This is a genomic window from Mesorhizobium sp. W016, assembly GCF_054719485.1.
This window is the reverse complement of sequence record NZ_JBTTIF010000002.1, coordinates 2,906,081-2,931,414: the sequence shown is the minus strand read 5'-3', so window position 1 is coordinate 2,931,414 and position 25,334 is coordinate 2,906,081. Positions and strand designations below refer to the sequence as shown.

The 25,334-nt window shown below is 61.6% G+C and carries 38 protein-coding genes and 2 pseudogenes; 19 read left to right on the top strand and 21 right to left on the bottom strand.

From position 1 onward, the window contains the following. Positions 1-76 precede the first annotated feature (76 nt). Positions 77-1,303 carry an anion transporter gene (locus ACYG9V_RS14655; protein ID WP_352764064.1) on the bottom strand — a complete coding sequence of 409 codons (1,227 nt, stop codon included), beginning with the start codon at positions 1,301-1,303 and terminating at the stop codon, positions 77-79. A 766-nt stretch (positions 1,304-2,069) separates the two neighbouring features. Then, positions 2,070-2,306: a hypothetical protein gene (locus tag ACYG9V_RS14650; protein WP_023671471.1), complete on the bottom strand. Its 237-nt coding sequence runs from the start codon at positions 2,304-2,306 to the stop codon at positions 2,070-2,072. Between the two features lie 273 nt (positions 2,307-2,579). On the opposite strand from ACYG9V_RS14650, the gene ACYG9V_RS14645 reads away from it, so the two are divergent. Next, a complete protein-coding gene (locus ACYG9V_RS14645) occupies positions 2,580-2,906 on the top strand; it encodes a hypothetical protein (protein ID WP_023730432.1) in 327 nt (108 codons plus the stop codon). Here ACYG9V_RS14645 and ACYG9V_RS14640 read toward each other — a convergent pair. Beyond that, positions 2,903-3,373 (bottom strand): sensor histidine kinase, encoded by a 471-nt coding sequence (locus ACYG9V_RS14640; RefSeq protein WP_352764168.1) that lies wholly within the window; start codon positions 3,371-3,373, stop codon positions 2,903-2,905. The genes ACYG9V_RS14645 and ACYG9V_RS14640 overlap by 4 nt on opposite strands. Here ACYG9V_RS14640 and ACYG9V_RS14635 point away from each other — a divergent pair. The 6 genes and pseudogenes from ACYG9V_RS14635 to ACYG9V_RS14610 all read left to right on the top strand — a co-directional run bounded on the left by ACYG9V_RS14635 (position 3,342) and on the right by ACYG9V_RS14610 (position 6,286). After that, entirely contained in the window at positions 3,342-3,791 is a 450-nt protein-coding gene (locus ACYG9V_RS14635; RefSeq protein ID WP_352535742.1) for a hypothetical protein, read from the top strand. The genes ACYG9V_RS14640 and ACYG9V_RS14635 overlap by 32 nt on opposite strands. Positions 3,792-3,896: 105 nt before the next feature. Then, positions 3,897-4,238 (top strand): annotated as a pseudogene (locus ACYG9V_RS14630) (FUSC family protein); the annotation flags it as partial. Positions 4,239-4,418: 180 nt separating this feature from the next. Continuing rightward, positions 4,419-4,571, top strand: a complete 153-nt coding sequence (locus ACYG9V_RS14625; RefSeq protein ID WP_352535743.1) for a Thivi_2564 family membrane protein — start codon at positions 4,419-4,421, stop codon at positions 4,569-4,571. Between the two features lie 28 nt (positions 4,572-4,599). After that, on the top strand, positions 4,600-5,028 hold the full coding sequence (locus tag ACYG9V_RS14620; protein ID WP_352764062.1) for a hypothetical protein: 429 nt from the start codon (positions 4,600-4,602) through the stop codon (positions 5,026-5,028). A 25-nt stretch (positions 5,029-5,053) separates the two neighbouring features. Then, positions 5,054-5,524: a GFA family protein gene (locus ACYG9V_RS14615; RefSeq protein ID WP_352535744.1), complete on the top strand. Its 471-nt coding sequence runs from the start codon at positions 5,054-5,056 to the stop codon at positions 5,522-5,524. 567 nt (positions 5,525-6,091) lie between these two features. Beyond that, the gene (locus ACYG9V_RS14610; RefSeq protein WP_023835341.1) at positions 6,092-6,286 is read left to right on the top strand and encodes a hypothetical protein; all 195 of its coding nucleotides are present in this window, start codon (positions 6,092-6,094) and stop codon (positions 6,284-6,286) included. Positions 6,287-6,369: 83 nt separating this feature from the next. Here ACYG9V_RS14610 and waaF read toward each other — a convergent pair whose 3' ends face one another. Beyond that, the gene (gene waaF / locus ACYG9V_RS14605) at positions 6,370-7,392 is read right to left on the bottom strand and encodes a lipopolysaccharide heptosyltransferase II (RefSeq protein WP_023671465.1); all 1,023 of its coding nucleotides are present in this window, start codon (positions 7,390-7,392) and stop codon (positions 6,370-6,372) included. Beyond that, positions 7,389-8,330, bottom strand: coding sequence for a glycosyltransferase (locus tag ACYG9V_RS14600; protein WP_023808296.1), 942 nt, complete (start codon positions 8,328-8,330; stop codon positions 7,389-7,391). Before ACYG9V_RS14600 ends, waaF begins: the two co-directional genes overlap by 4 nt. 483 nt (positions 8,331-8,813) lie before the next feature. On the opposite strand from ACYG9V_RS14600, the gene ACYG9V_RS14595 reads away from it, so the two are divergent. After that, on the top strand, positions 8,814-9,647 hold the full coding sequence (locus ACYG9V_RS14595; RefSeq protein ID WP_352764060.1) for a glycosyltransferase family 25 protein: 834 nt from the start codon (positions 8,814-8,816) through the stop codon (positions 9,645-9,647). A gap of 19 nt (positions 9,648-9,666) precedes the next feature. On the opposite strand, the gene msrA is transcribed toward ACYG9V_RS14595, so the two are convergent. The 8 genes from msrA to ACYG9V_RS14555 form a co-directional block, all read right to left on the bottom strand. After that, the gene (gene msrA / locus ACYG9V_RS14590; RefSeq protein WP_352764058.1) at positions 9,667-10,185 is read right to left on the bottom strand and encodes a peptide-methionine (S)-S-oxide reductase MsrA; all 519 of its coding nucleotides are present in this window, start codon (positions 10,183-10,185) and stop codon (positions 9,667-9,669) included. A 68-nt stretch (positions 10,186-10,253) separates the two neighbouring features. After that, a complete protein-coding gene (locus tag ACYG9V_RS14585) occupies positions 10,254-10,577 on the bottom strand; it encodes a hypothetical protein (protein WP_023671460.1) in 324 nt (107 codons plus the stop codon). A 3-nt stretch (positions 10,578-10,580) separates the two neighbouring features. Beyond that, positions 10,581-10,772 (bottom strand): hypothetical protein, encoded by a 192-nt coding sequence (locus ACYG9V_RS14580; protein ID WP_023671459.1) that lies wholly within the window; start codon positions 10,770-10,772, stop codon positions 10,581-10,583. Beyond that, entirely contained in the window at positions 10,757-10,996 is a 240-nt protein-coding gene (locus ACYG9V_RS14575; RefSeq protein ID WP_023684348.1) for a hypothetical protein, read from the bottom strand. The genes ACYG9V_RS14580 and ACYG9V_RS14575 overlap by 16 nt, the downstream gene beginning before the upstream one ends. After that, positions 10,993-11,280, bottom strand: a complete 288-nt coding sequence (locus ACYG9V_RS14570) for a hypothetical protein (RefSeq protein WP_352764056.1) — start codon at positions 11,278-11,280, stop codon at positions 10,993-10,995. The genes ACYG9V_RS14575 and ACYG9V_RS14570 overlap by 4 nt, the downstream gene beginning before the upstream one ends. Then, positions 11,277-11,966, bottom strand: coding sequence for a glycoside hydrolase family 108 protein (locus ACYG9V_RS14565; protein ID WP_352652116.1), 690 nt, complete (start codon positions 11,964-11,966; stop codon positions 11,277-11,279). Before ACYG9V_RS14565 ends, ACYG9V_RS14570 begins: the two co-directional genes overlap by 4 nt. Before the next feature lie 373 nt (positions 11,967-12,339). Next, positions 12,340-14,097, bottom strand: a complete 1,758-nt coding sequence (locus ACYG9V_RS14560) for a phage terminase large subunit family protein (protein WP_460221965.1) — start codon at positions 14,095-14,097, stop codon at positions 12,340-12,342. A gap of 265 nt (positions 14,098-14,362) precedes the next feature. After that, a complete protein-coding gene (locus ACYG9V_RS14555; RefSeq protein ID WP_352764052.1) occupies positions 14,363-15,067 on the bottom strand; it encodes a hypothetical protein in 705 nt (234 codons plus the stop codon). Here ACYG9V_RS14555 and ACYG9V_RS14550 point away from each other — a divergent pair. After that, positions 15,048-15,935, top strand: coding sequence for a HEAT repeat domain-containing protein (locus ACYG9V_RS14550; RefSeq protein WP_023753159.1), 888 nt, complete (start codon positions 15,048-15,050; stop codon positions 15,933-15,935). The genes ACYG9V_RS14555 and ACYG9V_RS14550 overlap by 20 nt on opposite strands. Positions 15,936-16,267: 332 nt before the next feature. Here ACYG9V_RS14550 and ACYG9V_RS14545 read toward each other — a convergent pair whose 3' ends face one another. From ACYG9V_RS14545 to ACYG9V_RS14535, 3 genes are read right to left on the bottom strand one after another with little or no spacing between them, the layout of a single operon-like run. Continuing rightward, positions 16,268-16,978 (bottom strand): terminase large subunit domain-containing protein, encoded by a 711-nt coding sequence (locus tag ACYG9V_RS14545; protein WP_023753160.1) that lies wholly within the window; start codon positions 16,976-16,978, stop codon positions 16,268-16,270. Then, complete coding sequence (locus ACYG9V_RS14540; protein WP_023747786.1) at positions 16,905-17,288, bottom strand: hypothetical protein; 384 nt, start codon at positions 17,286-17,288, stop codon at positions 16,905-16,907. The genes ACYG9V_RS14545 and ACYG9V_RS14540 overlap by 74 nt, the downstream gene beginning before the upstream one ends. Then, complete coding sequence (locus ACYG9V_RS14535; protein ID WP_023753161.1) at positions 17,281-17,721, bottom strand: hypothetical protein; 441 nt, start codon at positions 17,719-17,721, stop codon at positions 17,281-17,283. Before ACYG9V_RS14535 ends, ACYG9V_RS14540 begins: the two co-directional genes overlap by 8 nt. 440 nt (positions 17,722-18,161) lie before the next feature. On the opposite strand from ACYG9V_RS14535, the gene ACYG9V_RS14530 reads away from it, so the two are divergent. The 5 genes from ACYG9V_RS14530 to ACYG9V_RS14510 all read left to right on the top strand — a co-directional run bounded on the left by ACYG9V_RS14530 (position 18,162) and on the right by ACYG9V_RS14510 (position 20,689). Next, positions 18,162-18,977: a class I SAM-dependent methyltransferase gene (locus tag ACYG9V_RS14530; protein WP_352764050.1), complete on the top strand. Its 816-nt coding sequence runs from the start codon at positions 18,162-18,164 to the stop codon at positions 18,975-18,977. A gap of 247 nt (positions 18,978-19,224) precedes the next feature. Beyond that, on the top strand, positions 19,225-19,668 hold the full coding sequence (locus ACYG9V_RS14525; protein WP_023671447.1) for a Ros/MucR family transcriptional regulator: 444 nt from the start codon (positions 19,225-19,227) through the stop codon (positions 19,666-19,668). Positions 19,669-19,710: 42 nt separating this feature from the next. Beyond that, positions 19,711-19,905, top strand: coding sequence for a hypothetical protein (locus ACYG9V_RS14520; protein WP_023689866.1), 195 nt, complete (start codon positions 19,711-19,713; stop codon positions 19,903-19,905). 114 nt (positions 19,906-20,019) lie between these two features. Then, positions 20,020-20,289: a hypothetical protein gene (locus tag ACYG9V_RS14515; protein ID WP_352747888.1), complete on the top strand. Its 270-nt coding sequence runs from the start codon at positions 20,020-20,022 to the stop codon at positions 20,287-20,289. 94 nt (positions 20,290-20,383) lie between these two features. After that, positions 20,384-20,689, top strand: a complete 306-nt coding sequence (locus ACYG9V_RS14510) for a hypothetical protein (protein WP_023671444.1) — start codon at positions 20,384-20,386, stop codon at positions 20,687-20,689. Between the two features lie 22 nt (positions 20,690-20,711). Here the strand turns inward: ACYG9V_RS14510 and ACYG9V_RS14505 are convergent, their stop codons facing one another. Together ACYG9V_RS14505 and ACYG9V_RS14500 are read right to left on the bottom strand one after the other, a co-directional pair. Further along, positions 20,712-21,125, bottom strand: a complete 414-nt coding sequence (locus ACYG9V_RS14505) for a DoxX family protein (RefSeq protein WP_352764049.1) — start codon at positions 21,123-21,125, stop codon at positions 20,712-20,714. Between the two features lie 144 nt (positions 21,126-21,269). Beyond that, positions 21,270-21,743 carry an Lrp/AsnC family transcriptional regulator gene (locus ACYG9V_RS14500; protein ID WP_023693744.1) on the bottom strand — a complete coding sequence of 158 codons (474 nt, stop codon included), beginning with the start codon at positions 21,741-21,743 and terminating at the stop codon, positions 21,270-21,272. 114 nt (positions 21,744-21,857) lie between these two features. Here ACYG9V_RS14500 and ACYG9V_RS14495 point away from each other — a divergent pair, with 114 nt between their 5' ends. After that, positions 21,858-22,415 carry an RBBP9/YdeN family alpha/beta hydrolase gene (locus ACYG9V_RS14495; RefSeq protein ID WP_352764047.1) on the top strand — a complete coding sequence of 186 codons (558 nt, stop codon included), beginning with the start codon at positions 21,858-21,860 and terminating at the stop codon, positions 22,413-22,415. Positions 22,416-22,498: 83 nt separating this feature from the next. Continuing rightward, the gene (locus ACYG9V_RS14490) at positions 22,499-22,864 is read left to right on the top strand and encodes a VOC family protein (RefSeq protein ID WP_352463040.1); all 366 of its coding nucleotides are present in this window, start codon (positions 22,499-22,501) and stop codon (positions 22,862-22,864) included. Here the strand turns inward: ACYG9V_RS14490 and ACYG9V_RS14485 are convergent. After that, on the bottom strand, positions 22,861-23,025 hold the full coding sequence (locus tag ACYG9V_RS14485) for a hypothetical protein (protein WP_023671439.1): 165 nt from the start codon (positions 23,023-23,025) through the stop codon (positions 22,861-22,863). The two genes, ACYG9V_RS14490 and ACYG9V_RS14485, sit on opposite strands and share 4 nt — an antisense overlap. A gap of 88 nt (positions 23,026-23,113) precedes the next feature. Beyond that, positions 23,114-23,256, bottom strand: a pseudogene (locus ACYG9V_RS14480) (SDR family oxidoreductase); the annotation flags it as partial. A gap of 153 nt (positions 23,257-23,409) precedes the next feature. On the opposite strand from ACYG9V_RS14480, the gene ACYG9V_RS14475 reads away from it, so the two are divergent. Together ACYG9V_RS14475 and ACYG9V_RS14470 are read left to right on the top strand one after the other, a co-directional pair. Then, the gene (locus tag ACYG9V_RS14475; RefSeq protein ID WP_352764045.1) at positions 23,410-23,586 is read left to right on the top strand and encodes a hypothetical protein; all 177 of its coding nucleotides are present in this window, start codon (positions 23,410-23,412) and stop codon (positions 23,584-23,586) included. A gap of 113 nt (positions 23,587-23,699) precedes the next feature. Next, complete coding sequence (locus tag ACYG9V_RS14470; protein WP_023685943.1) at positions 23,700-23,993, top strand: DUF982 domain-containing protein; 294 nt, start codon at positions 23,700-23,702, stop codon at positions 23,991-23,993. Between the two features lie 49 nt (positions 23,994-24,042). On the opposite strand, the gene ACYG9V_RS14465 is transcribed toward ACYG9V_RS14470, so the two are convergent. Further along, positions 24,043-24,762, bottom strand: a complete 720-nt coding sequence (locus tag ACYG9V_RS14465) for a Crp/Fnr family transcriptional regulator (RefSeq protein WP_023671436.1) — start codon at positions 24,760-24,762, stop codon at positions 24,043-24,045. A 284-nt stretch (positions 24,763-25,046) separates the two neighbouring features. Here ACYG9V_RS14465 and ACYG9V_RS14460 point away from each other — a divergent pair, with 284 nt between their 5' ends. Continuing rightward, positions 25,047-25,277 carry a DUF6894 family protein gene (locus tag ACYG9V_RS14460; RefSeq protein ID WP_023671435.1) on the top strand — a complete coding sequence of 77 codons (231 nt, stop codon included), beginning with the start codon at positions 25,047-25,049 and terminating at the stop codon, positions 25,275-25,277. Positions 25,278-25,334 lie beyond the last annotated feature (57 nt).

Below are 25,334 nucleotides of genomic sequence, written 5' to 3'. Positions count from 1 at the left end.
GACGGCGAAACACTCTATCTCTTTGTTTTGACGCAATCCGGACGGAAAACCGTTTCACACTTTTCCTGGAATTGCTCTAGAATCCAGCCGCCAGCCATGCCGTCCCGACGGCAAGGGTCAGCAGCGTCAGTGGCAGGCCGACCTTGAAGAAGGCTGAGAAGGACAGCTGCGTGCCGGCCGCCCGCGCCTGTTCGGCGACGATCAGGTTGGCGACTGAGCCGAGCAAGGTGAAGTTGCCGGCCAGCGTCGAGCTCATCGCCACCACCAGCCAGGCACGCCCGGGGTTTTCAAGGCCGGGTATGAATGGCCGCAGCGCCAGCACGGCCGGAACATTGCTCATGATGTTGGAGAGCACCGCGGTGAAGCCCGATAGCCGCCAGACGTCGTCCAGCCCGAGGTTCTTGGCCGAGGCGATGATGTCGGGTGTCAGCAGCGTCTTTTCGGCGCCGGCGACAACGATGAACAGGCCGGCGAACATGAACAGCAGCGGGCCGTCGATCTCGCGGTAGATGCGTGCCGGCTTGATGGCGCGGGTGAGCAACAGGATGGCGCCGCCGATGAGCGCTGCCTTGGCAACCGGAACGCCGGCGAAGAAGGCGATGGCCAGGCCAATGCAGACAACCACCGCCTTCAGCACCTGTCCCGGCAGCATGCGGCCGCGATAGACTTCCGGGTTGAGATCGGCGGTGCGGGCGAATTCGGCGCGGTAGACGATGCGCACGATGACGATGACCGCGACGAGGCCGAAGAGGGCAACCGGCGCCAGGGCGGCCGAAAAGGCTGGGTAGGGAATTCCCGACAGCGCGCCGATGACCATGTTCTGCGGGTTGCCGGTGATGGTAGCGACGCTGCCGCAGTTGGACGCGGTGGCGGTGGCGATCAGATAGGGAATGGGATTGCGATTGATAACACGGGTGACGTGGACGACGATCGGCGCCATGACCAGGCAGATGGCGTCGTTGACCAGGAACGCCGACAACACGCCGGTCAACAGCGTCACCATCACCAGCAGCACGAAAGGCGCGTGCGCATGCTCGATAGCGTAGGCGCCAAGCGCCCGGAAGGCGCCGGACACCTTCAGATGCGCCACCACGATCATCATCCCGAGCAGCAGCGTAATGGTGTCGAAATTGATGGCGCGATAGGCATCTTCCATACTGAGTGCGCCGATGGCGATCATCGCCGCCCCCCCCAGCAAGGCGATCCCTGCCCGGTCGAGACGGAGGCCTGGAATACGCCCGACTGCGACGCCGGCATAAGTCAGGACAAGGATCAAAAGTGCCGCTGCGCCCATCAATGTCATTGGCAGACATCCTTGTCCAAACGAACCGACGCAGGAACGGACTGTTCCCGCTCAGGCATTTGCCGGGCAGCTTTAACGCCGCTCCAGCAAAGCGAAAGCCTATAACGATCCGAATGCGAAAATCGGTGGGCAAAATCGCGGGTCGACCGATGCCGGGAGCAACCGGAGCTTGATCTTGAGACGGCCGAAATTGGGAATGAGACACGCGCGGCGGACTGCGGCGGACTGAGATCGCCATCCGCGAAACTTCCCCCTCGGAAGGCTCGTGATCTATGTGATTAAATTCTAATTTAGGCTTTCCGGGTATGGATAGCTTAGCCGTATTTCGGCCTTGGGGTTTCAGATGGTCCAGGTTCTTGAGAGGGAATGCCGTGTCTCGGAAAACGAGGCTCTGCTGGCGCGTCCGATAGAATGTCCACAATGCCACGGAACCCGCAAGGTGTTTGTCTGTGCCCGGTGGGCGAGCTCGAACGGCCATTGCTGCCCTGGAGGAACACACCGGCTCAGGTGCCCCGGTCACAGCGTCACGTGCATGGAGTGCGAAGAGAACCTTGAGCGTATCTGAAAGCGATCGCGACCATTTCCTGTTCGGAAAACGCAAAAAGCCCGCTCCGGCGAACCGGAGCGGGCTTTGCAACCATACGCCAAGAGTACCCTGCTGAGACCAGTACCCTGCCGAGAGCCGACCCGCTTTGCGTTTCCGCCACTGCAATAAATTGGTAGCGGCACTTCCAGAAAAAGCGATTGTTGGCTAACCGCCGTCGGATTACTCGCCCGACTGGCCGTCGCCAGTCACACTGCTGCCCAGAATTCCAAAGTCCTGAGACTTAGTTCCTTGTCCCGCAGTCAGGAATCCATCCGCATCCAAGCCGCGCCGCAGCAGTTCCCGCACCGCCGCGGACCGGCTTGGCATGCGCTTTTCGAAGCGCCAGTTTTCCAAGGCAGCCAATTCCTCGGCTGTCAGCATGATCTGCAGTCGCTCGGGTCGTTCCAGCTCGGCCATTCGCGCCTCCAACCGTCAAGACCAAAAAATATGGTGAGTTAGTATGTGTCTCAATTGCAGTATAGCTAGGGGTCCCCGTGCAGCGCGTCAAGAGAGGCTGATGGGTGACTCACATAGAAGACCAACGATGAGGAAGACACGCCGATAGCACAACCCGCGCAGTCTGCTAACTACTTGATTACTTAAGAATATTTTATATTCTTCTTGCCATCTGAAGGTCGTTGGCGCATCTTGACCACGACGGGACAACCGGCTCCTGAAAGGAAGGTTTCCATGCGCTACGGATATTCGGCTCGGCTACGGGAGGATCTCAATTCACGGGTCCTGGGCGCGCTGCGCTCGCGCGGAATGGTCAATATTGCGGTGGTTGCCGAGGACATACGATTGCGTAACCTGGACGAGAACGTCGCCCTTGAAGATGTCGAGCGGCTTGTGATGCAGACGGCCCAACTCTACGGCGCGGTGATGGAGTTGGACGGACTGACCTCCGTCGAGGCGGGGAGATTGACTTCGGTTGCCGACGATAAGCACGAACTGCCTGGCATCGGCAATTCCGACACCACAGGCGGCCAAACCGCTCCCCTGCTGGGATTGTCCTAAGGCGCGACCCGCTCTTTCAATCGACAAAAATCCGCGAGAGAGATTTGGACCGAGCGCAGCGGCGCCTTGAGCGTCCAGACAACGCCTTGTTCCCCAAATTTTAGTTGTCCGGTGCCGCTAAGCGCTTGTGGTGCAACCCGCTTGAGCACGACGGAGCCAAAACCGCGGCGCGTCGTCCCACTCAGGTTCGGCCCACCCAATTCACGCCAGATCAAGCTAAAGGTATCGGTGCCGTCGGTTGCCGGCGCCGTATCCCATTCGATTTCGACTCGTCCGCCGTGACGTGACAGTGCTCTATGCGGAATTGGTGGCCAGTTCGTGAAAGCGATGCCGAGATACTGCACGGCATTCGGGCGAAGTGTGATCACAGGCCCGGCCACCGACAAACGGTCCTGCGCCGCGAAAGCTTTGAGTTGCGCCTTGAGCAGGTCGCCGATGCTGGCGCCGCGCCATACGGCGTCGACCAGGAGATCGTGCGATTGCGAAAGCGCCGAGATGCGCTATCGCACCTGTTCGAGGAATGTCGCCGGACTGCCCGCCGATTTGCTCGTCTCACAGATCATCGAAATGATGACCGGATGCGGGCTTCGTCGGCTTGCGTTTGCGTGCGCAGATCAAGCAGCTGTTGATGGCGCCGACAATTTCGCCCGATACGTCGCGGAGCAGGCGTGGTTGGGCTCTAAACGAAATAAGTTCGCCGTCCGGCCGCTCTGCAATGGCCTGGTCCTACGGGATATCGCTTCCTTCAACCATGGAAACGGCCATCGGGCACTCAGCATGCGACATCGGCCGACCATCGAGGTGACGGAGTTTTCACGAACCGCACCACAGGTCTCGGCCAATGACCGGACGATGCCCCAAACGTCGGCAGCGGCCTCGTTGTAGAACGTGATGCGGCCGTCTTTGTCGGAAGCTCGTCAACCCGAGGCGGTTCTCCCGTTAGCCCCGCCTGAGGCCAGCAACAAGTTGCCTGGAACTGTGTCGCCGACGCAATGGGCGATGATGACGGTCTTCATCGTCGCCCAGCCGGTCGCCGGCATGGTGCTGGCGAAAGGTTTTTACCGGCTGCTCGGCACGCTGGCCGGTGGACTTGCGGCGATCGGCATCACCTCGGTTTTCGGCACCAATCCCTGGCTGCTGGTCACGGCGCTGTCCGTCTGGATTGGGCTGTGCACGCTGGTTTCGTCGCTGCTGCGCAATCCGGAAGCCTATGGCGCCGCACTTGCCGGCTATACCGCGATGATCATTGGGCTGCCGGCTTTCGGCCAGCCGCATGTGATCGTCGATCTCGCTGTCGCGCGCTGCGCCGAGATCGTGCTCGGCATCGTCTGCGTGGCAAACGACAACCATTGCGGCAAACAGGCCCTGATCGGCGTTCAGCTTCAAAGGCCGCGGAACGCTGTTTCGCAGCCTTTACGTTCCCGATGGCTTCGCATCGACAGGAACCAATCAAGGGCCAGAGCGTTTGCCGCTGCGTACTCTTCTCAGACGTAGCCAGACGGAGTGAGGGACATGGCTTCATCGGTACTTATCGGCATTCTAATCACTTTCCTGGTGATCATCCTGGTGCTCTATCTCGTCCAGCGTCTGCCGCTCGATGGCCGCACGAGGCAGATCGCGCAGATCGTTGTCATCATTATCGGCATTATTTCGCTGTTGAAATAGCTGGCAGTATTTTAGGATATGGATCGCCATGACATCACAAGCAATCGCAGGGATCATCGGAACGGCGTTGTTTGTCGCGACAAGCACGGCCTACGCCCGACCCGACACGCGTTCGATGACCTGCGAGGAGACGCAGCGCCTGATCCAGAGCCATCACTCGGCGGTGTTGACGACCGGCCGGAATACTTACGATCGCTATGTCCGCCAATACGGCAACGAGTGCGACTGGCCGGAGGTGCCGGTCGCTGCCTCCGTTCCGACACGTGATGGCCAGTGCCGTGTCTATTGGTGCCGGGAACCGGTGTTCGATTCCCGAACTGACATATCCAGCAGCCTTGCGGCGGTCGTTGCCATGGCGCTCCCGGGTTCAGACGATGCATTGCGCGAGGCGACATGGAACCCTTGCGCCGCGCGTGAATTGATTGTGCGCATGGCGCTGCAAGATGTAGCGGTGTGATGCCCAACCAGATGGAGGAGCGGTCATGCCCAATGATACAAGGCGGAGCGGCAGCTGCCTGTGCGGCGGCATCCAGTTTTCGGTGACGGGAGATCCCTTTCGGATTGGCCTTTGCCATTGCAAGGACTGCCGCAAGGCTAGCGGGTCGGCTTTTTCGACGTTTGGAGTGTGGCCGCTCGAGGCGTTCGAAACGACGGGTATCGTCAACAGCTACGGCGACAGAAGTTTTTGTCCCACCTGCGGCGGCCGGGTGCCTTTGGTTCGGGAGAATGAGGTGGAAGTGACAATTGGCAGCCTCGATGAGGTGCCCACCGAAGGGCTGGAGCCCAGCTATGAACTCTGGGTCAATCGCCGTGAGCACTGGTTGCAACCCTTGCCTGCTGCCCGGCAATTCGAGCACGACTGGGTCAATGACGAGCCGACAAACCGGACAGCCGAACCGATTTCTGACGGTGTCGAGACGCCGTCTAGCTTGCCGCAACGCAAGTCGGCCTAGCGCGAGCGGCGCAGACAGCCGGCAGGCAGGAAATCGTTCTCGAAACCGCCCGATGCCGACAGGACCGGGTCCGACAACATTTCACCCGGCAGAAGCCAAACGCAAAAAGCCCGCTTGGCGTCAATCCAAGGCGGGCGGTAGATCATCCGGCCTGCGCTGCCGTGGAACGATGGGTTGGCCAAAGCCCTGGGCTGAGACCCATGCCGTTTGTAACCGGCGATTGACTACGGAGCGGCCCCGGTCAGCTGGAATTCGTCTTGTGGTTGCAACGATGCGACGTTTTGTTTGGAAACGAGAGCTTAAGACCACGCAATATCGTTACGTCAACTATGCTGTCCAAGTATCTCGTGGTGTGAACTGAAGGAATCTTCCTGTCTTGTACAAAAGAACGCTTTGTTTATTTTCTTTCCGTCACATAGTGTAGCGAATCTTGAAGCCGGATGGGGCGGCTTTCATGCAGCCAGCGCCTTCGCAGGATCGCGGTCCGCACGTGCAATATCCACTTCACGGCAATCTTCATGCAGCATAGCCAGCGCAAAGTTCATACGCAGACGTTGGGGGGCACCAATGGACCAGCCGAGCAAAATGGAGAACCTGCAGTTCGCGCAAGGGATACTGCGGGAGCTTCGGCAGAAAGCCGAAGCCGACGGCCAGAAGCTTCTGACCTACCTCATCGACATGGCCTACCTTGAAGCCAGCGACCGCATCCGTGCACATTGGGTCGGCAATCACGAGCCCGAAAACCGCAGGGCCAAGGGGTAGTGTCAAGGGGTAAACCCGAAACGGGGCTATGGTTGCCCCCACGGAGCGTTTGATCAGACGCTTGGGGCCGGCGAGGCCACCGGTCAGTTGGCAATACCGGCTGAGAGGTCAGCCAGAACCTCCCTCACCCGAGTTTCGCTGACGCCGCGCGTGTCCTTGACCCAGCTGGGCGTCGAAAGCGGCGGTTCGATAAAGCGAACATGGTTGTTTACAGGCCCATGCACATAGGGGCGATTCAGCCCGTAGATGAGCGCGCATGGGACGTTCAGGGCAGCGGCGGCGTGGGAAATCCCGCCATCAACCCCGAGGAACATGGTCGACGCAGCGATTTGGCACATCGCGTCAGCAATCGACGGGGTCGAGGTGAAGTCGATTGCCTCAGGAATGGCGGCGCGGATTTTTGCGGCACCGGCGTGCTCGCGCGGTCCGCCTACAATCCAGATTGCCCAGCCGCGATCATGATGGTCTCTGGCGATCGAAATGAAGCGCTCGACGGGCCATGAGCGGAAATTCTCAATGTCGGCAGTATAGAGCGCCAGTGCCGGTCGGTCGGCATCGATCTTCTTGTGCTGGCGCCATTCGTCCAGTTCGGCCGGATCGACCACAAGCCGGGGCGCCGGCCACTCTGCGCCCGCAGCCGGCTTTTCGCCAAGCGAGGCAATCGAGCAGACCTCCTCGAACAGCCGCGTCTTGCGGGGTCCGAAGGCCCATAGATGGGCCAACCAGCCGGCGGGGAAGCGATTGAGGAGGCCGAATTGCAACTCCTGCGGATAGCCGATGCGCTCCTCTATTCCGGCCATGAACGCCATCAGCGCCGCCTTGGTGCTGCTGGTCATCAGATAGGCCGTACGGTAATTTTCCTTGCGCAACTCGCCAACCAGGCGGCTGCGCTCGCCAAAACCGGGGCGCTGATGACGCTTGGCAAGCGCCCAGCCCTTCCTGACATGCGGCATCAGGCGCGCCAGCGGCGCTGCAACGGGCGAGGTGACGACATCTATGGGGCGATCAGGAAATCGCGCGGCAATGATCTGGATGGCGGAATGGCAACGGACGAAGTCGCCGACCGCGGGGAAGCCGACGAAGAGGATTGGATCGCCGGTCGTCAAGGAAGCGCTTCGCCGTCAAGGATGCGGGCATAGAGATCCAGATAGCCGCGCGCCGCTTTTTGGATGGGAAATCTCGTCGCGGCCGATTCGCGGCATTGCTGAGGCGTAAGGTCGGCGACGGCCTCGAAAGCGGCCGCAAATTCTTCATCGGTCTCAAAGAAGCGCCCGCTGTCGGCATCGACCGTCTCGGGCAATGCGCCTCGCGTCGTCGTCAGCACCGGAGTGCCGCACAACATGGCTTCGACCGGTGCGTTGCCGAACGGCTCCTCCCAGGCGATGGGGTTGAGGAAGGCTCGCGCTTCGCCGAGAAGGCGAAGCTTCGGCTCGCCGTCAACGATTCCGTGGAAACGGTATCGCCTGCCAAGGCTCTTGAAAAACAACCCTTCGCGGCGGGTCTGACTTCGGCCCAGCAGTTTCCAACGCGAGCCACCGGCGATATCGAGACCGAAATCGAATTTTTTGGCGAGATCGACGGCGCGGTTGAGGCCTTTGCTTGATCGTGCAATGCCGGCGAGAAATAGCAGGCGGTCGCCCTTTGCAGCCGACAAACGATAGGCGTCCACCGGAAAGCCATTGTAGACGAATGTCTCGCGCCCATGCTGGCGGGCATGATTGGCGCTGATAAAGCTCCAGTTCGCAACTGGCATGGGCTGGTCCGGCATAAAGCCGCGCTGCGTATTCAGCGTTGGAAATGGCACCTCGACGGGCCAACTATGGGTGTGGACGATTTGCGTGTCGCGCGGAATGGCTGCCCGGCATTCGGCATCGGTCGAAGCGTGCCGGACTTCGAAGAGCGGGTGGCTGGAGCCAGGGCCAGCGATCACCACGACTTCGTGTCCGAGACGAACCATCTCCGTGGCCAGCCATTCGACCTGACGCTGAATCCCACCGTAACCTCGGCAGGGTATTACGCCCTTCAAAACGAGCGTCACCCGCATTGACCTTGCCTCACAATGCTCTCAAAGACGGCCCAGTTGCGTCACGGGCTGGGCATTGTCAAGGTCGCGCCAGAAACGCAAAAAGCCGCGGCGGCCTCGATCGGGTTACGGAATCGTTAATCAGCGCTTGCTACTATACTGGATGACCAAGAATCTCGGCAATGCACCCAGGACCATCTCCAGGCAACAGCCAAAGACCTCCGCTCTTGGTGGGCTGACGCCCGCCCTGTTTCCCCTTGTGGTCGTCGCGCTCGGATACATGATCGGTCGGCAATTCTTCGGCTTCTAGGGCGACTCGTCTAGGCGCGCACGGTAAAGGCTCGCGCCACGCGGGGGACGCCGTCAATGTCCACCCAACCTCCAAAACCAACCGGCGGCACCGTACGCCGCTACCCACTGCCCCGCACGTAAGCAAATTTTGTGCAATCACGGGAACGTGATATTCACTGATCACCGGACAAGGGGGCGCTGATGAGGTGTCTGGTGATCAATCTTGATCGTTCTCGCGATCGGCTGGCGCATGTCGCGTCCGAGTTCGGCCGGATCGGAGTACCATTTGAGCGTGTCTCCGCCATCGATTGCCCCGATTGCTGCTCTGTCGCCAAAAGCCCGCTAAGCGCTGCTGAGGTTTGCTGTTTCCTGAGCCACCGCTCGTGTTGGGAGATCGTTGCGAACGGCGCGGATCAATATGGCGCGGTTTTCGAGGACGACGTCGTTTTCGGCGCGGGCGCCGGCTCGCTGCTTGCTTCCGATCGATGGGTGCCGCGCGATGCCGATGTGATCAAGCTGGAAACGCATTTTGCCAAAGTGAGGGTCGGACGCAAGGAAGTCGCTCTCGATGATGGGTTTTCGCTTGCCAGACTTTATGGCCTGCACGCGGGCGCCGCAGGCTATGTCATCTCCAGATCGGCAGCGCAAAGATTGCTGCGCAGGACCATGCATCTGAGAGGAGAGGTCGACTTCGTTCTTTTTCACCCAGGATTTATGACCTGCTCGGTCAACCGAATCTATCAGATCATGCCGGCGCTTTGCGCACAGCACCATTTTGTTTCGGGACGAGAGCGCCTTCCAAGCCTCGTGCGACGGCCCGGGAGGCGGCCAAAACCGTTTCTCGATCGAATTGTCGGAGAAGCGGTGCGAACCTTCGCCTATCTTCGAAACCAGAGCCTGACCGGAACAAAGAAGATCGAGGCCGTCGCGTTCTCAGGCTCTGAGGTCGACGGCAAACCCGTCCACGGCGCGTTCATCTATGGGCAGCCCGAGCACGGCCACTTCAACAAGGCGGCCGGCATACCGATCGCGCGGACCGCCAGATAAGCAGACGATAGCGGCTGCGTTACGAAACAGCCTTTTCGCGGACCGGAAGCTTCCAGCCCGGCCTGACAAAGTGGCAGGTATAGCCGTTGGGGTATTTCTCGAGATAGTCCTGATGCTCTGGCTCCGCCTCCCAGAAATCGCCCATCGGCGCAAGCTCGGTGACGACCTTGCCCGGCCACAGTCCAGAGGCATCGACATCGGCGATGGTGTCTTCGGCGACGCGCTTCTGCTCGTCGCTGGTGTAGAAGATCGCCGAGCGATAGCTCATTCCGACATCGTTGCCCTGGCGGTTCCTGGTGGTCGGATCGTGGATCTGGAAAAAGGATTCGAGCAATGTGCGAAAGCTGATCCTGGCCGGATCGAAAACGATCTCGATGGCTTCGGCATGGCTGCCGTGGTTGCGATACGTGGCGTTGGGCACATCGCCACCGCTATAGCCGACGCGGGTAGAGATCACGCCGGGATAGCGCCGGATCAAATCCTGCATGCCCCAGAAACAGCCGCCGGCAAGGACTGCACGTTCGGTGGACGTCGCCATATCATACCTCCATTGGATTGCTCCTTAGGTAGGCATTGTCGCTGGCTTCTTCCAGCATCTCAAGTGCATCACTCGTTGCCGGCCGAGCCGAACCGCCGCACGATGACCTCGAAGACGATGTCGGAAATCCACATTGCCGAGACGCCGATCAAAAAGGCGGCGGCGAGCGTCGTGGTATCGTCGGCCGGATCGGGGATAGGCATGCCGGTTGCCCTGACCCAGGCGACGGCAGGCAGCGTCAGATACGCAGCCGCCAGCGCCCCGCAGATCGGCGAGGCAATCATCTCGCGCAGCTTGTAGCGATGGCGCGACAGTGCTCGCAGCACGCCGCCGGCTAGCCCGGCGGCGACGACCGGCCCCTTGATGCCGAGCATGTCGAAGAGGTCGTGCATCGGCTAAGGCCTCCATCCGCAGAGCTTTTGTCCCTTGCGGTTGTGCGCCAGGAGCGCTCTCGCCTCGGCGTCCGACAGGACGTCGACGGCTTCGGCCGACAGGCGCAGCGGGCTCGAAATCGCGCAGAAGCCGCCCGAAGCAGTCGTGCACCCGGCAAGCGCCACAAGCAGCGCAAGCATCAGTCCCTTGCCCATGATTTCAGCTCCTTTCGAACAGCGTCCGCCGGCAATGCGCCGACGTCGTTCTGCACCTGCTCAGCGACCGCGCGCGCCGCGGCCTCAGCGGCCGCCAGTTTGCCGCGCTCGGCCCTGGCGCCGGCCAGCCGCTGGTGAGCGCCCCAGCAAAGGGCGGCGATGACCGATGCCAGGAAGCCCAGCAGCGCTTTGTTGCCAAGCAGGACGGCGAGGAGCGCGCTCACAGCAGCCACCCGGCGACAAGCCCGGCGGCAAAGCCGATAGCATAGGGTTTCGCGGCTTCGAGATAGGCGATGAGCAGTTGTTGAAACCCTTCCATGTCAGTGCTCCCAGCCGGATTTGCGGGCCAGCCAGTGCCAGGTCTCGGTGACCGAGGCGATGGCGAGACCGGCGCTTGAATGTCGGGGTCGGAAGAAAATGCCGCCGCGTCGTCGGCGCCGAGCAGGCCACGCGCGACCAGAACACCGGCGCCGTAACGCAAGCCGATGCGGATGAAGACGGCGATCATGTCGAACTCCTTGCGAAAATCGATTTCAGGATTTGAAGCAGCGCACGCCAGAACGGCAGGCGTTCGACGGGGCTGACGCGCCCGCCGGTAGACACCGGCGGCATCGCACTGCCGGGCTTCGGCGAGAGCGCTGATGGCTGGGGCGGGGTGCCCGGCAAAGGTGCCGCGGGCTGTAGTGCCGACATCAACAGCGCCTGGGAACGGACCGACCGGATGCGATCGCTCCAACCCTTGCCGAAAACCGGCCAGGTCGGCAGCCGCCGCAGGAATGCCAGGCGGGCATCGCAAAGATCGTCGATGACTGCGCCCGGTGGCCTGGCGCCGACAGCTTTGAGCGTGGCCGGGCCGATCCTGCCGTCCTGTGCGGTGCCAACTGCCGCCTGCAGATATTTAGCCGCCCTGCCCGGCCCACTGTTCACGGCGAAGTCGAAGACGGCATAGTCGACACCGCCGGGAAGCTCGGCGCCCGCAGCGGCATCCCAATAGAAGCGGCGATAGACCGTGGCCACCTGAGCATCCGTGATATGGCGAAGGTCGTCCTTCGTCGCATCCGCCTTCACGTAGCGGCGGAAATTGGCCAGCGTCACGCCCTTCATGGTTGCGCCGCCGGGATCGGCCGGATTGTCGGACCAGCCGCCTTCCGATTTGAGGACGAGCGCAAGCGCCCGCGCGAAGTTGCGGTCCATTGGGGTTTTCCTTTCTGCCCGCGAAAGGCAGGTTGTCGATTTGCGAAGCTGCTTGCGGTTAGGCGTCGATCATCGAGACAACGTCGCTGGAGACCTTGGCGGGGCGGTATTTGGTGGCGTCGGCCGGAAAGGAGATCGGAACGGCGAATCGAGCGACGGCACCATTGCCGTCGTCGCCGCTGCGATGGTGATCGAAGATGCACCTCCGTATGCAGTGTTAGGAAGAATTCCGGCAAAGGTGATCAAGAAGCGCTTCGACGACGAAAATAGCCGAGGCTTATTGAGATTCGGTGGTGGATTGGGCAGACGCCATATCTCGGAAAGAGAGAGCGGCCTTTTGATCTTTCTTTTGAAGAATTCACTGGAATTTATGCTAGGCCCATGCCCTAATGACAAGCCGCCAGCTTGCATTGGTAATATTTAGAAATCCACCAGTGTCTTTGCGTGTAATCTGAACGGCACTAGAAGCCTGCGACCCAAATCTAACGACCATATTTGTAGCATCGGGAACGACACTTAGGCCTCGATTGGTGCTTGCTTCGTGCGATCCAATCGAGACAGGTTCTTCGTCTCCAATAGAATAGCCACCCTCAGCAGTGGTGCACTGTAAGAATGCAAGGTAATTTTTCGGCTTCACCCCAAGCCCATGAGCCAACGTCAGCGACCCGCCGGATGTGATGGTCTGCTGCGCGCTTTCATAAAACTTCTGAAGCAACGCCGTGGACGACTGGACATAGCGTGCATCCTGTTCGGCCTGCGACCATTGCAGCTTGATCCATCCTCCCCAGGCACCGCCAGCCTGCCTGCGCCGCCATAGCTTTTGGTCTGCCGCCGTAGTGTCGTTGACGAAATCATGCACCGTCTGCGTCCGGTAGCCAGTGCTTCCGTGCGCTTCCACAAACCCCAGGAACCAATTTGCGCCGTCTGGCGCATTAGCCGCCGCCGAGGCCATATACCAGCCATTGTCCAGGGCGTTGTTCCAATCGGTGATCGTCTGCGCGACGACACCAAGGTTGGGTCGGCTATCAAGTTTCAGATCAAACCCAGCCTTGACGAACCCCGTTGTAGCCAATTGCGTGGTATTCGTTCCAGGCGCTGCGGTCGGCCCCGTTGGCGTCCCGGTAAATGTCGGGCTGGCCTTCGGCGCCAGGCTGGACACCGCGATCCCACTATCCTTCCCCACCTTGCCCGTGGTGCCCGCGAAAGTGACAATATTGTCGGTTGCCGAAGACGCAGGCCCCAAAAAATCTCCTACTCCCGTCCCGTCGGCGCCTCTGTCGCCGGCCCGGTCGAACATCAGCCAGATGCCGTTGGCCGCCGTCGGCAAAGTGCCGGCGCCGCTGACATAGGCGAGCGTCAGTTTGCGGTAGCGCGTCGCGGCCATCAAATCGTCGCGCAGTTTCACCACCTTGCCGTCCTTGCGATGGTAAAGCCGAAATTCCTCGAACCAGGGCAGCAGCGACGAGAACACCTTGAAGCGGCCGGACTGCATGCGGTCGAGCATCTCCATCAGCCCGGCCTCGACCGAGACCGAGCCGTCGGCGAAGCGGGCGTGGCCCGACAGCATGTTCAGCCCATGCGCGGAATATTGTCTGGCAAGTGCGGTGCCCGCCCCTTCCAGCGTCTCGCGGCGGCCGTCGCGCGGCCAAGCCCAGGGCAGCCACTCGCCCCACGGCTTCAGGGCCAGTACCTGCATGGCCGGCGTCTGCTGCGAGGCCCGCGCCGCCTTGGAGATATAGACGACATCGGCCTCCGTATCCCAGGCCAGCTCGACCGCGGCCGACGGATGGTCCCAGCCGAAATCGAGGGCGCCGATCCGCGGCCAGTAGCGCGGCAGCCGGAACGGCTCGCAGGCAATCAGCTCCTCGGCAATCGGAAAGATGCGGCCGGAGCCCAGCACCGGAATGCCCTTGGCCCTCGCTTCGCGCTCATGTTCGGGATAGGCGGCGATGATCGCGGCACGCTCGTCCGGCGAATAGTGTTCGACGTCGTCTATGGTCATGAAGGTGACGTGACGGGTCATGCAAGCATGCTCCAATAGAGTGTGGCCATTGATACCACCGCTCATCAATGCGAAGCTGACCCAAGACTTGAGGGAACACATGATTCGGATTGCAATCGTTGTCGCCATTGCCGCCAGTGCATCGGCATGCACCAGCCAGGCGAATGTTCCTTACGATACGAGTAAAAAAATCTGCAGAACCCGTACCGATCCAGGAACAGGGTTCAAACGCGAGGTCTGCGTCCCCGACACTCCCAATCAATCCTGTATGCTCTATATATATCAGTATACCGGTCGAGAGAAAATATTGTGCGGCCCATTAACGCGCAAATCGCCAACCGCCGAAGGTCGTGCCAGGCAACTTGCCGGCACCAAATACCCCTGATTCGACTTATCAACTGGGTTTGATGCGGATCACCTTTGGCGCCTGCGCATCCATGAACATGTAGCACCTGCCAAGCAGCGCCTTTTTGCCGAGCTCATCGAACACATTCTGCCCCAGCGGCGTGATCAGCACCTCGCCCGTAGCCAGCCCATCCTGGTGGCGGGCCTCGATCTCTTGCCAATGCGCATTCGCAACGTCGGAAAGCACGACATTGAAGGCTGGATGATTGTAGCTGACCAGCACGTTGCCATCATCCATGTCGGACGGCTTCATGTCCGGGTGATAGTTGTAAATCATGGCAAGCGTCTGGATGGCGGCCATGGCTGCCGCCTCATCGGACAGGCCGGCTTCCGTCAGCACGCAGGTGCCGTTTTCAAGGATGGCAAAGTCACGGCCTCTGTCGAAGTAATAGCCGAACCGTTCCTCGATGCGATCGATGGGTTGTGAAAACGAGGGTCGCCATTTGGGCACCTGGGGCTTTGACACCTCAGCACCACCCGCCGGCGACACGACAAGCGACGACAAACCGCCTGTCAATACCTGCCGCCTGTTCATGGACTTGGTTCCTCGACAACCTGGCCACCAGTCTAGTCGCGGTTCGCAATTCCGCAACGCGCCGAAACGGGAAAGCTTCGCTCTCATCTTTTCCTTTATCGCTTTATGCGGTAGGTCTTGCCGTGCATCGGCGACATCGATGCGTCTGGGCTGGTGCATTCTGCGCGGCCTGTACTCTACGCGGGTGGGACAGCCACTCTTTGCCATGACAGATCTATTCGAGGCGATGCGCCTGTCCGCCGAGGACAGCGAGGTTGCTCATCTTTTTTTCAGCGAAGGCGGTAAGATCCTGCTGCCACTCGGCAAATCGACAAATGCCATGACAGGTCAGGAGATGCTGGAGCGGCTGCTGTCGTCCCCGCATGATGACGATGGCGCGCTTGCCAACGACCTTCTCGGCGAGCTCGGCAAGACGGTGCCGTTGGAAAGCCTTCGTCTCCTGCTGACATCTGCCAATGCTGAGACGCGAGCGGCGGGTGCGTTTATTGCCACCTTTCAAAACCAGAACATAAGTTCGATGGTGGGTGAGCTGGCCGCGCTGCTTGGGGACAGCAACCCGCGCACGCGCTTCGATGCCGTGGAGTCTATCTTGCGATGCAGTACGCGGAACGATGGTCAGCATCTCGCGCAGGCGTTGTTTGCCCTTGATGATTATCACGATGGTGTACGCATGGGAGCCGTCAAATTTGTGCGCTTTGCAAAAGACTGGCAGTTAAAGCTTGCGCGTCAGCACGCCGCGTTGCTCAGGCCGCAAACGCCGTTTTCGGCGATCGCCGATATCTCCGGGCAATGGCGAGATGATGCATCAGGCATGATCCGTGCGATGCTCGACCATTCAGAGCCGGTAGTGCGACGTTACGGCCTGGGGCTGGCCAGCCGGGCGAGGTTGGTCGTTGTTGACGCGTTCGTCGAATGGGCGCAGGCGTCCGCCGATACTGAAATCAGCAAACTGGCAACCGATTGCATCGAGCACAACCAGATATCGCACCACGCCGTATGGCAATCATCATTGCCGGCAATCGCCTGAGGCGCCGCTGATCTCGGGGTCAAGATAGCGACGTGACAGGACGTAGAGCCTGCCGAACTGATTCAAAGTAATGTCGTATGATGTTGTCGCGCACGATATTTGCGCCGGGCGTGGCGGTTCTTACCTTCTCCCCTTGTGGGGTGAGAAGCGGTCCGCGTGGCGGACGAAAAGCCAATTGCTTGGCTTTTCGAGCTTCGAACGCCCTGAGCCTGCGAAGGGCCGGGTGGTGGCCGATCCAACCCGCCGGGTCCCCGCTGCTCCGCAGCGTCCCGGCGTTCGCCGGCCTTTCGTCGTGCCACTGGCACGACGAATTCGCTTCGCGAACCAGCTGCTCACCCCACAAGGGGGGAAGGGAGAACCTCCTGCGCCGTCAAGAACCGCAACACCACGTCGCTCATGCCCAGCAGCGGCGTGAACGTCACGATGGTGATGCCGCCGGTGGCGTTGGTGCGGGTCAGGCCTTCGGAATAGATATCGAGCGGCGGCTCCTCGTCGAACCAGACGCCATGCAGGGTTTCGCCCTGCCACTTTTCGCGGCCCTTCTCATAGCTCTTGAACGAAAGCACCGATTCATCGGCCTGCACGTCGCCGCCGCCGCCCCAGCGCACCACGATGCTGTCGAGCGCGCCCGGGGCGCCGCGGCCCATGGTCGTGTGCAAAATGGCGTTGGCCGGGATCATGCCGGTGCCCCATGCCGCCTGCTGCTGCGGCGGGCCGACCAGCACGCGCTGCGGGTTGTCGCGCGTGCCCTCGCCCGTCACGCCGGCAGCCCATAGCCTGACGGGGGTGTCGAAGGTCTTGCCCTGCCACCACGCGGGGTAGCGGCCGGTGAGATGCATGGCCCATTCGGCGCCGCCGGCCTTGGTCTTGCCGAGCTGGTTGCCGGCCATGAACAGACGTTCCCGGTTCTGCGCGCCGGCGGCGTGAAACTGCGCCTGCCTGGGATAAGGCCGGTAGGCGGCAAGCTGGTTAGTCCTGCGCCTGCGGTCCAGCTCCTGCAGCAGCGCCAGATAGTGGCGGCGCGCCTTCAGGCTGGTCGCCAAACGGCCCGAGGACGGCTTCGAGGCCGCGGATGCGGCGGCGGATCTCGTCATCGCTCAGGGCTTCCAGGTCAGATGAAACATGCAAATCCTTGGCCAGATCCTTGGGCAGCACCGATTGCACGATCTTCAGATACTGGTCGGGCTTGTCGGCCCGGACCGCGGCAATGACGCCGGCGCCATGGGCGCGGAAATCGGCGCGAACCGCGTCGAGGAAATCATCGCCAAGCGTCTTCTTCGTCCGCTTCGGCTTGGCAGCGGCGGCAGTCGCCTTGCGGCCAGGACGAGAACGCGGCGCCGTCCGGTCAGCCATGATCCGAGATCCCGGCGGGCTCGGCGGTCGCTGCCTGCTTCGCCTGCTTTGCCGACCTTGCCCGCTTGATCTTGCCGGACTTGATCTTGCCGGACTTGATCTTGCCGGACTTGCGCCGTGCCGATTTTGCCCTTGACCGTTTTGGGGCGGCCTTGCGGGCTGCATCAGCGGCCGGCGCGTGGCGCTTTCCGGCAGACGGGGCTTTCAGGCTTGCCCTGGCGATCGCCCTTGCGTCGTGCGCGCCGCGCGGAAAGCCGAAGCCGCCGATGGCATCGACGGGACCGCCGCGAACCATGCCGATCAGCACGCCCGGCACGACCGGCTCGATACGGCCGATGCGCGCCTGCGGGGCAGCGCCCTCGAACACGCCAATGGCGCTGACGACCTCGCGGCCGTCATCGTCGGTGATGATGGTGGCATAGCGGTTGGACAAGGGAGGCCTCGCGGATAAGGCAGAATGAACCGAGGATAGCGTTCCTTCACGCCCCCTCTGTCCTGCCGGACATCTCCCCCCTCAAGGGGGGAGATTGGCAGCTCCAGGGTCGCGACCAATTTGCAGCGCTGACGATTGGCGAAAGCAAGGCGGCAGTCCGATCTCCCCCCTTGAGGGGGAGATGGCCGGCAGGCCAGAGGGGGGTGCTGTCCCGCCGACATCCGATATCCGCACGTTGTGGGCATCAGGAAAACAAAACCCGCCTCGTGGGCGGGTCGGTGGCGCAAATCAGCACCATGGACAAATCATAGCAAAGCTGCCCTCACCCGTCAATGCAGATAAGAAATAATTCCTACTCCGGTCAAAGCCTCGTCCTTGGCGGCGGCGCGCATTGCGCGAGGGCCGCATCGATGGGATGCTGGGTCTCGTCGGAGAGCGCAATGAGCGATGTGACCAGTCACTATGGCAGCGGCGGCATTGTCGAGCGCATCCTGTCGGCTGTGCCGGACGCAAAGGCCGGCAGCCTCGCAGCCAAACAACTCTATCCGTTCGATCAGCTTCATGGCCGCGAGCTGATCGCCACGCAGGACCATGCCGCGCGTCTTGCGCCCTCCGCCGGCGATCGGGTTCTGGACATCGGCAGCGGCATTGGCGGCCCGGCTCGGTTCCTTGCCGAGACCTATGGGTGCAGCGTCGACGGCGTCGACCTGACGCAGGCGTTCGTCGAGGCATCCCGCCGATTGACCGAGTTCTGCGGCCTCAGTGACAAAGTGCGTTTCCATGAGGCCGATGCGACAAGGCTGCCTTTTGCAGACGACACATTCGACGCGGCAATCTGCTTCTATGTCGGCATGAATATCGCTGACAAGGCGGCGGTCATCGGGCAAGCGTGGCGCGTGCTGAAGCCGAAAGCCAGGCTTGTCTGGACCGAGGCGGTGCTGGCGGACGGCGAGCCTCACTATCCCTTGCCTTGGGCGGTGTCGTCGGCGGCCAGCCATCTTGTCGACGGCGAGACCCTGAAGGCTCTGTTTGCTTCAGCCGGATTCCGGCTCGACGATGTCATCGACGAAACCGGCGATCACGTCGAGCTGGCGTTGAAACGGGCAAATTCCGGCATCGTGCCCTCGCCCGCCCAGCAGCAGGCCAATGAGATCGTGCTCGGCGCCGAGTTCGTGCGTCGGCGAAAAAACTACATAAGCAGCCTGAGCGAGGGAAAACTCGCCTCACTGGCCGTTATTGTTTCCAAGCCGGCATGAAACAAAAACCCGCCTCGGCGGCGGGTTGCTGGCGCAAATCAGCACCATGAAAAAATTATAGCATAGCTGCCCTCACCGGTCAAGATATGTCAGGAAATAATTCCTACATCGACATCGATCGGAGACTCGGCGATGCTAGCGCTACCACATCCGGCGTCAAGTCATATGCATATGTTCTAAAGTGCCATGCCGTCGGCGGATGTTGTCTGATAATTTGCCCTTTGGCATCAAGGGGGCAAAAGAAGCCATGTCTGAGGACAAAATCCGAAATATAAATCTGACCGCCGACATCGTCGCGGCATTCGTGCGCAACAATTCAGTGCCTCCGGATAGCCTGCCGGCGTTGATCGAGAGCGTCAATGCAGCGCTCGCGGCCGTGGACAATCCCGTTGCTCCGCCGCAACCTGCGCCTGAGCCCGCGGTCAACCGCAAGCGCTCGGTAACGCCGAATTTCATTTACTGCCTCGAGGATGGCAAGAAGTTCAGGTCGCTGCGGCGTCATCTCGGCTCCGCCCATGGCATGACGCCGGAAGCCTATCGCGCCAAATGGGACCTGCCCGGTGACTATCCGATGACGGCGCCCAGCTACGCCGCCAAGCGATCGGAGCTGGCAAAGGAGTTCGGGCTCGGCATCAGGACACCCGAGGCCCCGGCCGCCAAGGCGCCGGCCAAGAGCAAGACCAAGGCGTAAAGGCACGCCCCCTCCGTGCCGTACGCCTGCTGGAGGACGATCGTGGTGGCCGGAGAGCCCAATGACGTTCGCGTGGAACGTGTCGACCGCCGCCAATGGGCGGTGCTGGTTGCCGAGAATGGCACGGTGACCCAGCATCTGTTCATGGCCCAGGAAGCGGCCGAGGAGTTTGCCGACGGCGAGCGGACAAGGCTCGGCCTTCCCGCCAGGCCGCCGGCGGCGGATCCGCTGGCCTGAACAGTCCTTCAACGGGCTGCAGGATACAAGACGCAGCTTTCGACAGGCCGTCTAGCGACTGGTCATTAGCTGGCTCTTATGGAATCATTCCACTCCAACTCGGGGGAGAGCGGGATGGACAAACCAGCCATGGCATCCGTGTTCAGGATGCGGCAAGCGCCAGCCACTGTTTCGGGCGTTCGCAGCGTCGGCCAAGGCCAGGCCGATCCGGTCATCGGCAGAAGGCCGCTCGGCGAGGCGATCCGCTTCGTCATCGACGCCCATCCCCATTACGACATCAGCGGCGTTTCGATCGCCTATGGCGACGGCTCGGCCCCGCGCCTCGGCAACCGGGAGGTCAAGGCGCTGTGGGCCGAATATGGCCGCCGCTGGATGGAAGAGTAGCGCAGGCCATCGGCCGACGCCTATCGCTTGCATCCCCGTCCGGATCGTAACAGCGGCTCATGCGTTGAGCGTGAGCCAAATGGGAGCAACAGCCATGAACGTCGCCAATCTGCAACTCGAAGGCCTGCTGATGGCCGTCGCCTCGATCAATCAGGTGCTGGTGCGCAAGGGCCTGCTCACGGTCGAGGATATCGACATCGCACTGCGCAAGGCCGAGGCCATCGAAACCGGCGAGGAGCGGTCCGACGGCATGTCGGAGTCCAACCGCGACGCCGTCAACTTTCCAATCCGACTGCTTGAACTGGCCAATCAATGCCAGCCGGAGGCGGACATGCCGTCCTTCTCGAAACTGGCCCGCATGGTCGGCCAGATGAAGGAACCCTACAACGACCAGATGTGAGGCGGTCTGCCGACGCGGGGCCTCACCCTCGGCCGAGTTTCGAGGCCAGCACGCTGCCCGGTCCATGCACGGCGGCGAACAACAAGCCGGCGGCGAACGGGAAATGGGACATGAAGGCGCCGACCTCGGCCTGGTTGCCGGTCCAGTGCGACGGACCGTGGAAGGCAAAGCCGAGGAAGACCACATAGACGGCGGCGACCAGGGCAGCCGGCGTGAAGAATGCTCCGGTCAGCAAGGCGATCACCAGCAGCGTTTCGAGGATCGCGGCGCACCAGGCCAGAAACAGCGGGAACGGGAAGCCGGCGGCGGCGATGTAGCCGGCAGTCATGCCCATGTCCGTAAACTTGAGGGCTGCCCCCATCGCGAACATGGCGGCCAGGGTCAGGCGGGCGATGAGAAGGGCCGCAGTCTGCCACGGCGATCGAACGGTTTCCATGATGTCCTCCAAGATTTGCTAGGGGTTTCGCCCCAAGGACGGGCGCGACGCCGCCGATCCGACATCGTCCCGCAAAATTCTTTCCCGGCGAAGCAGAACTTCTGATAAGGCCGCCGCTTGCGGGCAAGCCTGATTGCCGCCCGCTCAGAGCTTCGCCATCAGCTCCCGCCCCAACCGCTTCGGCGGCTCGGCGCGCAGCACCACATTGGTCGTCACCGCGCCGTAGCGGCCGATGGCGTCGACGATGCTTTCGAGGTCGGGCGGCGACGGGACGACGACCTTGACCAGAAAACAATCCTCGCCGGTCACCCGCAGCACCTCAACCACTTCCGGCATGGCCGCGAATTTCTTCAGGCAGGTCTGGATGTGCTCATGCGTGGTGCGCAGGCGGATCATGGCCATGGTGCCGAGACCGAGGGCGGTGGGATCGATCGCGGCCCGGTAGCCGGCGATGATGCCGCGCTCCTCCAGCCGCTTCACCCGCTCCGACGTCGCGGGCTGGGACAGGCCGACGCGGCGGCCGAGTTCGGAAATGCCGATGCGGCCGTCCTCCTGCATGATCTCGATGATTGCCATGTCGGTGGGGTCGAGCCGTGGCCGGTAATCGCCGTTTGCCATGAACACCTTCAATCCATCGGAATTCTTCGTCGCTTTCCGATGATCTCTCATTCCGCGAACAAGGAGAAGCCCTAGGATTGGGGCATCATCTGCGGCGAAGAAACAGGATTTTCTATGACCGACTTCATCATTCTGCCGGGCAGCGGCGGATCGGGCGAGACCCACTGGCAGACACGCTGGCAGCAGGCCGACCCGGCGATGCGCCGCTTCAGCCCGGCAAGCTGGGAGCTGCCGGATTTCGACGACTGGGTGGCGGCGCTGGACGTCGCGGTGTCACACGCAATGACCCCGCCGGTGCTCGTCGCCCACAGTCTCAGCTGCCTGCTGGTCGCGCATTGGCAGGCGGTGTCGAGCCGTCGGATCGGCGGGGCGTTTCTGGTTGCGGTTCCCGACCCGGCCTCGCCGGTCTATCCCTCTTACGGAATTCCCTTCGCCGATACGCCGCGCGGGCCGCTTCGCTTCCCCTCGCTGATCGTGGCCAGCACCGACGATCCCTATGATCCGAACGGTTATGCCCGTGAGAAAGCCGCACAATGGGGCAGCGAACTGCACATCGCCGGGCCGCTTGGTCACATCAACAGCAATAGCGGGCTGGGCGACTGGCCGGCGGGAATGGAGTTGCTGACGGCCTTCGTGAGAGAGAGACAGGCCGACCACGCAATCGCACCGTAGGCGCCCGAAGCGTGCGCGCGGGCTTGCCCCGACTTGTCCCGCCAGCTATCTCTCGGGAGGGGCCTTTGTGAGGGAGCCTGCGAATGGTGTCCGTCCGATATCTGGTCCGCGATGTCGATCTGTCCATCGCGTTTTATACGAGCCATCTGGGCTTCGCGCTGAAGCAGCAATTCGGTCCGGCGATGGCCATCCTGACGCGCGGCGACCTTTCGCTCTGGCTCGCCGGCCCCCTGGCGTCGGCAGCCAGGCCGATGCCGGACGGCCGGACACCCGAGCCGGGCGGATGGAACCGCTTTGTGCTCGAAGTCGAGCAATTGCCGGCAGTCGTGACTGAGATGCGAGAGGCCGGCGTGGGGTTCCGCAACGAGATCGTCGAAGGTCCGGGCGGGCGACAGATTCTTTGTGAAGACCCGTCCGGCAACGTGATCGAGCTGTTCGAGCCCAGCTAGGCTTCGGCCGTCGCCTCGGATTCGGCGCCGGGCTTTGCCTGGCCTTCCCACTGCCGCTCCGCCTCTGCTTTGCGCTTCGGACAATCCTCGTAGTCATGCTCTCGCGAACCGCAATAGGAGCAGCATTTTGCCGGCGTGTCGGTTCGAAGCATTGTGGCCATGCACAAGAATGCACGAAAATTCATCCGGTTGCAGCAGCGTCTGCGACGTCGCTGCTGGGATGCGTGACCGCCAGTCTGGCGACGCCGCTCAATAGCCGCCGACGATCGGCAGACTCTCGCCGGTGATGTAGCTTGAACATTGCGGCCAGGAACGCATAGGCGGGCGCGATCTCCTCCGGCTGGGCCGGGCGCTTCATCAGGGTTCTTGGCGCCGAATTGCGAGACATCGCCGCCTGCTTGTCGGACGGGTGACCAGCAAAGGTGGCGGCAGACATTGCGCGCGGCGCGTATTCGTCCGGCCTATATCAAAGTTAAATGCGGATGGTGGGGGTGAGGTGGTAGGTGATCGCCATGGGGGGACTCTCAACGCGCTCGAGGTGTCCCATGGACGTTCGAAGTCTGATTGCCAAACTGTCGGCCGCGGTATTGCACCGCCGCGCCGCGTCTTCGCCGATACTGTTCAGGCCGATCCGCAACTCGCTCGCCGACATCCCGTTGAAGCCGGCGCCGCGGCCGCCTTATCGTCCGCATCGGCCGATCTGGCCGGCAAGCAACATGTAGCTCGCCGGGCTGCAACCAGTTTGTGATTTCCTCGTTTATGGCGATCCCGTTTTCAAGGAGGCAAGTGATGAGATCGATCCGGGCGAGGCGCGAATGGTTTGGATGGTGAGCGCATGAGCCGTTTTCTGCCCCTGACGATCAGATTCGTGGACGGCAGCGCGATGACGGTGTCGTCGATCGCCGACGCCAGGAGGGCGCTAGGCGGAACATGGAAGAACAAGCAGACGGCGGCCTACAAGGCGGCCGACAGGCTGGTGGACGACGCGTTGAACGGCATTTGCCGCCCGGACATCGCCTTTGCCGCTTTCCAGAATGCCGCCGCCCAACAGGGCTTGCTGAAGCCGGCCAAGCCAAGTGCCGCCCTTGCCATGCTCGACGAATTGGCGTCGCTGGATGGGCATCGTTGAAAGACCGGCTGACGGATTGCCTGCGATGTCATGGCGAACGCCGGATAGCCTATCTCGGCTCGCGGTTCATGCTGAGATAAGTCGGGTCGAACTCGGCGATTTCCACCAGCTGCTGCCAGTCCAGAATGGTCACCATGTAATTTGCCCAGCCGATCACACCGATCTTGCGCAACGCGCCGATGACCCGGTTCATGTGGACCACCGAAAGCCCAAGCACATCGGCCAGTTCCGCCTGCGACAGAGGAAGCCGGAAACTCATGCCGTTGGTCTGCTTGACCACTTGGAGCCGCACGAACAGCTCGCACACAAGATGCGCCAGGTGCGAGGTCTTGGACCGCCGGCCCATGGCCACGATCCATTCCCGGTGAATGGCGCCATCGACGAGCGTGTCCAGCCACAGCAAGCGGCTCAGATGAGGCGCCTGTTCGGTGATCGTCCTTAGCCGACTGTGGTCGGCGGCGATCACCCGGCATGGCGACAAAGCTATAATGCCATGGTCCATTGTCTTGAGCAGGAAGGCGTGCAAATCGACAAAATCGCCGGGCACCTGCAACGAGGTGAACTGGCGGCCGCCATCCTCCAGCACCTTGTAGCGCGCCGCCAGACCCTCGATGATGAGCGTGCTGTAGCCTGGCCTCGATCCCTCGGAAACGATGTCCTGACCGGTGGCAAAATCCATCTCGATGGTCATGGCGGCGGCCAGCAGCCCCTTTTCCTGCTCGGACAAAGCGTCATGCTGGCCAAGGTTGAGATAAAGCGGTTCTAGCATCGAGGATCCAGTCCGAGATTTCGTGGACATTCGTGGCCTAGCCAAACGCCGGAGATCGGGTGCGGTTGCAATCGGCCGGCACGGCGACGGCTCCTGGCAGGAAATCTGCTCAGGACACAGTCGCATGGAACCATGGGTGCGGGTTGGGATTTAATCCATGTCGCTCAAAAATGGCCCCGATTTTGAGACAACGACATGCATAAAAACACAGACCTGAAGCGCGTCGCCTGCGTCCTTTCAACCGCGATGCGCCTTAGCGTTCTCACGCAGGGATCCTTGCACACATGGAACGGTTCTACTTCGACTTGTACAACGCCGAGACCCAGATTGATGAAGAGGGGCAGCTTTTTCCCAGCCGGGAGCGTGCGGGAGCCGAAGCGCTGCGCATATTGCACGATGTGGCGCGCGACGAGATACCGGAGGGCGACCACCGGCGGATCACCGTCAAGATGCTGAACGAGAACAGGGAGCAGATATTCGAAGCGTCGCTGACCATGGCGTCGCTGTGGAGTTGAACTCGTCGACCCTGTCGAGGACTGTATGGAACCTCTTGCCCTCCCCTCTGTTTCCTA